This is a genomic window from Microvirga tunisiensis (assembly GCF_009296175.1).
In the GTDB taxonomy this organism is placed as follows: domain Bacteria; phylum Pseudomonadota; class Alphaproteobacteria; order Rhizobiales; family Beijerinckiaceae; genus Microvirga; species Microvirga tunisiensis.
In genome coordinates this window covers 1-7,465 of record NZ_VOSK01000300.1, presented here as the reverse complement: position 1 = coordinate 7,465, position 7,465 = coordinate 1, and the positions used below count along the sequence as shown (strand labels likewise).

The 7,465-nt window shown below is 56.9% G+C and carries 5 protein-coding genes and 4 pseudogenes; 6 read left to right on the top strand and 3 right to left on the bottom strand.

Annotated features, from left to right (window positions below; translation table 11 throughout):
- Positions 1-124 precede the first annotated feature (124 nt).
- Positions 125-395: pseudogene (locus FS320_RS34530) on the bottom strand (transposase); the annotation flags it as partial.
- A gap of 20 nt (positions 396-415) precedes the next feature.
- Positions 416-503, bottom strand: a pseudogene (locus FS320_RS51035) (IS5/IS1182 family transposase); the annotation flags it as partial.
- Between the two features lie 302 nt (positions 504-805).
- Here FS320_RS51035 and rfbF point away from each other — a divergent pair.
- From rfbF to FS320_RS48745, 6 genes and pseudogenes are all read left to right on the top strand, one after another.
- Positions 806-1,579 carry a glucose-1-phosphate cytidylyltransferase gene (rfbF, locus tag FS320_RS34525; protein WP_152716901.1) on the top strand — a complete coding sequence of 258 codons (774 nt, stop codon included), beginning with the start codon at positions 806-808 and terminating at the stop codon, positions 1,577-1,579.
- Entirely contained in the window at positions 1,536-2,162 is a 627-nt protein-coding gene (locus FS320_RS34520; protein WP_338105604.1) for a dTDP-4-dehydrorhamnose 3,5-epimerase family protein, read from the top strand. The genes rfbF and FS320_RS34520 overlap by 44 nt, the downstream gene beginning before the upstream one ends.
- Entirely contained in the window at positions 2,159-3,478 is a 1,320-nt protein-coding gene (locus FS320_RS34515; protein WP_152716899.1) for a DUF4910 domain-containing protein, read from the top strand. The genes FS320_RS34520 and FS320_RS34515 overlap by 4 nt, the downstream gene beginning before the upstream one ends.
- Positions 3,475-4,725 (top strand): class I SAM-dependent methyltransferase, encoded by a 1,251-nt coding sequence (locus FS320_RS34510; RefSeq protein ID WP_152716898.1) that lies wholly within the window; start codon positions 3,475-3,477, stop codon positions 4,723-4,725. Before FS320_RS34515 ends, FS320_RS34510 begins: the two co-directional genes overlap by 4 nt.
- Positions 4,726-5,027: 302 nt before the next feature.
- Positions 5,028-6,344, top strand: coding sequence for a protoporphyrinogen/coproporphyrinogen oxidase (locus FS320_RS34505; RefSeq protein WP_202882929.1), 1,317 nt, complete (start codon positions 5,028-5,030; stop codon positions 6,342-6,344).
- 152 nt (positions 6,345-6,496) lie between these two features.
- Positions 6,497-6,727: pseudogene (locus tag FS320_RS48745) on the top strand (DUF6429 family protein).
- Positions 6,728-6,729: 2 nt separating this feature from the next.
- On the opposite strand, the pseudogene tnpC reads toward FS320_RS48745, so the two are convergent.
- Positions 6,730-7,350 (bottom strand): annotated as a pseudogene (gene tnpC / locus FS320_RS34495) (IS66 family transposase); the annotation flags it as partial.
- Positions 7,351-7,465: the final 115 nt, after the last annotated feature.

Genomic DNA, 7,465 nt, shown 5'->3' with positions numbered 1-7,465 from the left:
AAAGTGTGGCAGGCTTCTCGCTGACGGGCAGAGCAACGGTTGAGAGGTCCATGGGGCGTCTCCAGGGTTCGGATGTCGGACCCCGAAACCCTACCCGAGTTCCACTGTCCGTCGCCTCATAGGATCTTTTTTCGGCGCTCTTGATGCTCTGGCTGTCGACGGATCGCCGCGGTGGGACTGGCGTGGCGTCCCTCAAGCTCGCGGACCTGCTGGTACAGCGCGAAGTGCAGGCGGGTGAGCACGCCATCGCAATGCCAGCGCACGAACCAGCCGTGCACGGTGCTGCGCGGCGGCAGGTCTCTGGGCAAAGCCCGCCATTGGCAGCCTGTGCTCACGACGTACAGAACGGCATTGAGGATCTCGCGCAAGCGCTCCGGGGCTGGCCCGGACCTCATGCGACGGCGCAGAAACGGTCGCATGAGGTCCCATTCGGCATCCGTCAGGTCGCTCGGGTAGCGCAAACCCGGGCGAGCGTAGAGACCTCGGTTCTCTGGGGTCCACATGGGCGCCTCCGCAAATCGGCGCCAACCAGTGAATCACAAGTCATTGCTCGGATTCAACTTTCACTGGGGCAGGCTCTTACGTATGGCGCAATCTTTGTCTAAACTGCAGATACCACCTGCCCCGCGGTAAGCCACATCCCACTCCGCCGCCTCATACAGTAAGATGAACAAAACTTGCTCAGCAGCCTCTCGGTGCATACTCCTAATGGTTAATACGAAATATTGCAATTCCATCCAATTTATAGATGTCACCAGTTTTCTAAACATTGTATTTATGGGCAGTGTAAGGAAATCTAAAGAATATGAAAGCTGTAATTCTTGCTGGCGGTCTTGGAACACGCATTTCGGAAGAAACATCAGTCGTGCCAAAGCCGCTCGTCGAGATCGGAGAAGAGCCTATTATTTGGCATATAATGAAAATATTTGCAGCTCATGGTATCAAAGACTTCATTATTTGCTGCGGATATAAGGGGCATCTCATTAAAAAGTATTTCTTCGATTATCAGGTTCGGCACTCGAACCTATCGATAGGATTGGCGGCATCGGCAGTCGACTATTTGGATTATCATGGCGAGGACTGGAACATCACTCTAGTTGATACTGGGCTGTCAACTATGACTGGCGGAAGGCTCAAACGGATCTCCTCCTATCTCGATGATGAGCCATTCTTCATGACTTACGGTGACGGCGTTGGCGACGTTGACCTGACTGCGCTTAGGGACTTCCATGCCAGCCATGGTAAGGCTGCTAGCGTAACGGCGGTCCAGCCGACCGGGCGGTTTGGCGCGATGTATATCGCTGACGACAATCCCATAGTGAGCGCCTTCAATGAAAAGCCGCAAGGTGATGGGGCATGGATCAATGGAGGATTCTTCCTGCTGAACCCGTCAGTATTGAACCTTATTGAGGACGACAATACTGTGTGGGAGAGGGGCCCCATGGTGGCCCTTGCCGAGACAGGTCAGCTCATGGCGCACCGCCACTTTGGCTTTTGGCACCCAATGGACACCTTGCGCGACAAGACGGTGCTCAATGAGATGTGGGCCAAAGGCGAGGCGCGCTGGAAGCTGTGGTGATTGCTCTCGCGGACGGACGAAGATGAGATTTGATCCTATTGGAGATTGCGGTGCCTATCGAGTTTATCCCCCGGTGCGCCGCGACGATCGTGGGAGCTTTCAGCGTACATGGTGTGCAGTGGCCTTCGAAGAATTCGGCATTACCTTCAAGGCCGTGCAAGGAAATAGTAGCCTAACGAAGTTCCGCGGAATTGTGCGTGGTATGCATTTTCAGCGTGCTCCACGGGAGGATGCTAAGGTGATTCGGTGTAGCCGCGGGCGTATACATGACGTAATCGTTGATCTGCGTGCCGACTCCGGGACGCGCGGACACGTCTATGTAAATGAGCTGGATGGTGATGAGGGAACGATGCTGTTCGTACCCGCTGGCTTTGCTCATGGGTTCCAAACTTTGTCCGACAATACAGTGGTCGAGTATCTAATGGGAGAATCCTACGTTCCGGAGCTTTATGACGGGTTCCGCTATGACGATGAGGCTGTTGGGATCTCTTGGCCCGAGCCAGTCCGCGGCATATCGGAGAACGATCTGAGGTGGTCGTCCCTCGCGGAGCGATTTCCGTGGTTTCGGGCGGAGGGCGCATGAATCGGTCTTTTTCGCCTCCACAATCCGGAGCGGATGTGCCACCGTTCGACTTGCATGCATTCGTGCGGCAGGTTTTCCCGTATCCGCGCAGCATCACTGGTGACGGAGTCCGGGCAACGATCCGGGCGATTGCAGAGCATGTTCCAGTCACCATTGTTGAGGTGCCGAGCGGGATCCCCGTTTTGGACTGGACTGTCCCAGATGAGTGGAACATTCGTTCGGCCACCATCTCGAAACTGTCAGGCGAAGTTCTGGTCGACTTTCGGGGCAACACGCTGCATGTCGTCGGCTACAGCGAGCCGGTTCACCGCATTGTCTCCCGCGAGGAGCTGGCCCAGCACGTACACACGCTTCAAGACCAGCCGGATGTTATCCCTTACCGCACAGGCTACTACGCTCGAGATTGGGGCTTTTGCCTTTCGCATAACCACTGGATGACGATGAATGATGACGCCTACCGTGTCACGATCGACTCTTCGCGTGGGCCTGGCAGTCTGACGTACGGAGAGCTGTTCCTTCCCGGGTCAACGCCGGACGAGATTCTCATCTCCGTCCACGTTTGCCATCCGAGCCTCGCTAACGACAATTTATCAGGTATCGCGGTTGCCACAGCGCTAGCCGTGCGCGAGATGACGCGAGCGGAACGTCGGCTTGGCGTACGGTTCCTGTTCCTGCCTGCAACAATCGGAGCAATCACCTGGCTCGCTCGCAACGAAGAGCAAACGAGCCAGATTAGAGCCGGACTGGTGCTCACCTGCGTAGGTGACGAGGGTGCCTTCCACTATAAGCAGAGCCGCTCTGGCAGTACTATTGACCAGGCGGTCGCGCATGTCCTCGGCCACGCTGGCGTGCCTTTCGAAATCCTGCCTTTCTCACCATACGGATACGACGAGCGACAGTACGGCTCACCCGGCTTTGACCTTCCTATCGGATGTTTCATGCGCAGCGTGCACGGGACCTTTCCTGAGTACCACACATCCCTCGATAATTGCGAGTTTGTTAAGGCGAAGGCACTTGACGAGAGCTATAGGATGGTCGCCCAGGTTCTCGATCTTCTCCAAGGGAACATCTGCTTCCGGCGTGTTGACGGCCGGGGGGAGCCTCAGCTCGGGCGTCGTGGGCTCTATCGCGCCATTGCGGGCCAGCGTGAGGGCGGTGGTTCCACTCAGAGCGACCTTCTGTGGTTCCTCAATCTCGCAGACGGCCGCCACAGCGTCCTCGATATCGCAGAGCGCTCTCGCATCCCGTTCTCTCGTATTCAGCATGCGGCATATCGCGCATATGAGGCAAACCTTGTAGTAATGGAGGATCCATGACTAATTCTGCTGCGCCCCAATCCACGCCTATCTCGGCGTGCCGCTCATGCGGCAGCATGCATCTTTCGATTGTATTGGATCTTGGCCGCCAACCCCTGGCGAACGCATTGCTCACCGGTGACGAGCTTACCAAGCCCGAGCCAGTCTTCCCATTGGAGGTCGTCGTCTGCGAGGCCTGCGGTCTCGCGCAGGTCGGCGAGACAATCCCACCAGCGGTCCTGTTCGGCAAGGACTACCCATACTTCTCGTCATTCATTCCCTCGCTGGTTGAGCACAGCCGCAAGCACGCCCAGGAGCTCATGGAAGAGTTTAGTCTTGGCAGAAACGATCTCGTTGTCGAGGTAGCGAGCAATGACGGTTATCTTTTGAAGAACTTCGTTGAGGCTGGCATTCCGACTCTCGGGATTGATCCGGCGGCTGGACCTGGCTCCGCCGCTGTGGCGGCGGGTGTGCCCACACGGACAGCCTATTTTGGCGCGACGATTGCGCGCGAGCTCGCTGCGCAGGGGTACCGTCCAAAAGTTATGCTCGCGAATAATGTCTTGGCTCACGTCTCGGACATCAACGACTTTGTTGCTGGCTTCGCGATCATGGTTGCAGATGACGGAATCATTGAGTTCGAGTTCCCCTATGTTCGGGATCTCGTCGATCGCTGCGCCTTCGATACCATCTATCACGAACATGTCTTCTACTATTCCCTTGCCGCACTCGAGCCGCTCTTTCTTCGGCATGGGCTCTACCTCGTTGATGTCATGCGTTTAGAGATCCACGGCGGGTCGCTGCGGCTTCGCGTCGGCAAGATGCCTGTTAAGAGTGAGCGTCTTAAGGCGCTCCAAGAAGAGGAACGGGTAGCCGGCGTCGGTCGCGTCACCTACTTTCGTGACTTCGCTTGCAGGGTCGAGCGTGTTCGCCGCGAGTTGCGCGATATGCTCGGGACTTACCGTCAGGAGGGGCGAAGCATCGCTGCCTATGGGGCGGCTGCTAAGGGTGCGACACTCCTGAACTTCCTGGCGCTTCCTGAGGAGACAATCTCGTTCGTGGTTGATCGCAATGCTCATAAGGTCGGCAAGTACATGCCTGGTGTTCGCCTGCCGATCCGCGACGTGTCGGAGATCCGGAGAACTCAACCAGATTACCTGTTGATCCTGACGTGGAATTTTGCGGATGAGGTCGTCGAGCAGCAGAGAGACTATCGGGACGCTGGAGGAACTTTTCTGTGCCCAATTCCAACGCCTCACGTTTTGTAGCTATGCGCTGCGGAACAAAGAATACTCTTCGGTAATCTCGTCTTATCTCGCTTTGAGCCGTTTTGCCTCACGGGCGCTGGCTCGCAGGGTCGTGGGCAGAGTGGTCGTCAACACCCGGCTCATAGATGAAAGCTGGACGGCTCATTGACATGTCGATGTAGCTCCAATGGAAGCGCACTACAGGGAGATGGTCGCTGGATCAATGTCGGTGCGTGGATAAACAACAAGCTGCGGGCCAAGTTTGTTGAGGCGTGAATGTACAGGCACTCCGTCTAGTATCTTACAACTTAGGGTTTTCTACAATGGAACATAAGGGTTTCGTCATTCTGGGTGGTGGGATGGCTGGATTCGGAGCCGCCAATCAGCTGCACGAACTTGGCATCCGGGCCAGACTGTACGATCAGCGGCCACGACCCGGCGGATTGACATCGAGCTTCACCTCGGGCGACGGCTTCATCTTCGACGAGGGGGTGCACATCTCATTCACGAAGAGCGAGCGCGTCAAAGAACTATTCGCTATATCAGTCGGAAAACGCTTCGAGACTGGCAATGTTTACTGTAACAACTATTGGAAAGGCTACTGGATCAAGCATCCAGCGCAGGTTAACCTGAATGCACTTCCAACAGATCTGAAAATAGCTTGTATTAAAGACTTCATTGAGGCGACCCGCGTCCAGGATCCAATTATCGACAACTATGAACAATGGCTGTTAGCTAGTTATGGACCGACCTTCGCCAACACGTTTCCGATGGTCTATACGCGCAAGTACCACACAACTGACGCAGCCAATATGACGATCGATTGGCTGGGGCCTCGACTCTATAAGCCGAATCTCGACGAGGTGTTGCGGGGCGCCTTCGAGCACGAGCCGCTGGACGTCTTCTATGTGAATGAGTTTCGCTATCCTTCGGAGGGTGGCTTCGAAGGTTTCATGCGCGGCCTCTTTCCAAAGGCGGAGGTGCACAGTAACCACCAAGTCCGGAGCATCGATGTAAAGGAGCGGCAGATCCGCTTCGGGAACGGCGAGCAGACGAGTTATGATAAGCTTATCTCCTCAATTCCCCTGCCTCGATTGATCCCGCTGATCAGCGGCGCGCCACGCGACGTGGTGGAGGCAGCCTGTCGCTTAGCGTGCTCCCAAGTTGTGGTCGTTAATATAGGCCTCAACAGGCCAGTCATCACGAAGGCTCAGTGGTCCTACTTCTATGACGAAGATATACCTTTTGCGCGGGTGAGCTACCGGGCGAACCTCTCGCCGAATGCGGTTCCGCCCGGTTGCGGCGCCTTTCAGGCGGAGATCTACTTTTCTGACAAGTATCGCCCCCTGAAGGGTGCGCACGAGAACTGGATCGAGCCTACCATAGATGCACTGATCCGTTGTGGGCTCGTTGGAAACAGGGATGAGATCGTGCACAAGAGTAGCACCTGGCTACCCTTTGGTAACGTCATCTTTGACCACGATCGGCGGCCTGCGCTGGAGATCGTACATGGGTATCTGGACGAGGTCGGCATTGGCTATTGCGGTCGATTTGGCATGTGGGGTTACATCTGGACCGACGCGGCCTTCCTGAGTGGTGAGAAAGTCGCGCGCAGGCTCGCAGGCCGACCCGATTCGTAACATGGTTTTGACGGTGACGTGTAAAGGCACCATTAGATCAGTCGACGCAGGCGTTGGGATCTCGGCGGCTGCGGGTTGGGCGAAGTATGGTCCATGGTACGCATCCGCCGAAGACCGCGGAATCTCCGGTCGTGGCGTGGTAAGCTGCCGGAATGGAGATCGACACCGACGAGATCGACGAGGCGGTTCTCGCCCTGATGTGGCTGACGCTGCACGATGGATGTTGAGCCTGGAAGAGCTTTGATTGGGATGCAACGGATCGTCTGTATCAGAAGGGCCTGATCTTTGATCCGGCCAACAAGACCAAGTCCGTCGTCCTCACCGAGGAAGGCTTGCAGAAAGCCGAAGAGCTCTTCAAGGCGCTGTTCACGCGACAGCCCTGAGATCAGGCCACGGCTTGCTCGTCCCGCAGCGCCTTCCAGTTCCAGGGCAGGAGTTCGGCAAGGCGCTTGGCTGGATGCTCCGGCAGTCGCGCCAGAACGTCAGCCAGCCAGGCCCGCGGGTCGACCTCATTCAGCTTGCAAGTCTCGACCAGCGTGTACAGCGCCGCTGCCCGATGGCCACCCACATCCGAGCCAGCGAAGGTCCAGTTCCGGCGTCCGACGGCAATGCCACGGATCGCCCGCTCGGCTGCGTTGTTCGACAGGCAGACCCGCCCGTCGTCGAGGAAGAGCGCGAAGGAAGACCAACGCCGCAGCATGTAATTGATGGCTTTGGCGGTCTCACTCTTGGGCGACAACCGCCCGCGCTGCGCCCGCAACCAGCTCTCCAGATCATCGACCAGAGGCTTGGAGTGAGCCACACGGACAGAGCGTCGCTCGTCAGGGGGTCGGCCGATGATCGCGCGCTCGATCGCAAACAGCGCATCCATGCGCTTCACCGCCTCGATCGCGATCGGTGCCTTCCTCAACTCGGCCAGTTCAAAGAATTGGCGGCGCGCATGCGCCCAACACGCTGCCTCAGTCGCCGTGCCGGTCGCACGACCAGGTTCATAGTACGCATCCGAGGTGGGCCGCCTTGTAGGAATTGTCGGATTTGGCACTGACTGTCCTTATTGACGTCAAAAAGGACAGTGCGGCTATGGATCGAGTTGAGATTGTCGATACGGGTCGGCGTCGTCG